The organism is Glutamicibacter sp. NPDC090743, assembly GCF_044769125.1.
Classification (GTDB): Bacteria; Actinomycetota; Actinomycetes; order Actinomycetales; family Micrococcaceae; genus Glutamicibacter.
The window spans coordinates 176238-177358 of record NZ_JBIVXE010000005.1; the positions used below are offsets into that span (position 1 = coordinate 176238).

Consider the following 1121-nt stretch of genomic DNA (forward strand, 5'->3'; position numbering starts at 1 on the left):
CGCAGTGTTCGCATCGGTGTTCGCATCAGCGTTATCCGCAGTGTTCGCATCGGTGTTCGCATCAGCGTTATCCGCAGTGTTCGCATCGGTGTTCGCATCGGTGTTCGCATCAGCGTTATCCGCAGTGTTCGCATCGGTGTTCGCATCGGTGTTGGCATCAGCGTTATCCGCAGTGTTGTCTGCCGTGTTCACGTCAGTCGAATCGTCAGCCACAACGGTGAAGGTCGTGAACCCGTATGCGTCGCTTTCAACATCAGTTGCAACGATCAAGTAGCTACCAAGTGCCAAATCAGTCGAGTCGACCTCGAAGCTAATGTCGCCCTTGTCGTCAGCGGTAACGGTTTCAGGCATGGCAGCAGCAGCGATCTTGGCTACGTCCGAGCTGGTGTCGCCCAGCTGGCTCTGCTCGATCTTGACTTCGCCATTTGCGGTGAACTCTTTACCCGTTACGATTCCCGATTCACCCTTGACCAAACGATTAGGGGTGATATCGATGTGAACTTCGTTCTCAGCGGCATCGTCCGGAGTTACCTGGAAGTACTCAGTGTAAGTCTTTCCGGTTTCTTCGTCCGTCACTTCAACGGTGTAGATACCCTCAGGCAAGCCATCGGTATCGTACTTGTACTCGAATCGACCATCTTCATCAACGATGACTTCGCCCTCATGTACTGGGGTTTCTTCACCATTTGAGTTTCGGATGATTACCTTGACGTTGCCTTCCGGAGTGAACTTGTCACCAATCACGGTAACTTCGTCGCCTTCCGTAACGGAATCAGGCACAACGCTGACGATCGGGTGCTCAGTGTTGTCCGCAGTGTTGTCGCCAGTGTTCTCAGCCGAGTTATCCGCCGTGTTGGCATCGGTGTTCGCATCAGCGTTATCCGCAGTGTTCACATCGGTGTTCGCATCCGTGTTGGCATCAGCGTTATCCGCAGTGTTCACATCGGTGTTGGCATCGGTGTTCACATCGGTGTTGGCATCGGTGTTCGCATCAGCGTTATCCGCAGTGTTCACATCGGTGTTGGCATCGGTGTTCGCATCGGTGTTCGCGTCAGTATTCGCATCCGTGTTGGCATCGGTGTTCGCATCAGCGTTATCCGCAGTGTTCACATCGGTGTTCG

Annotated in this window: 1 protein-coding gene; it reads right to left on the bottom strand. The window is 53.6% G+C overall.

Annotation, left to right across the window (positions count from 1 at the left end; genetic code table 11):
* The coding region (locus ACIQTS_RS11755) for a hypothetical protein (RefSeq protein ID WP_402473485.1) at positions 1-1121 on the bottom strand (1121 nt) is incomplete at both ends.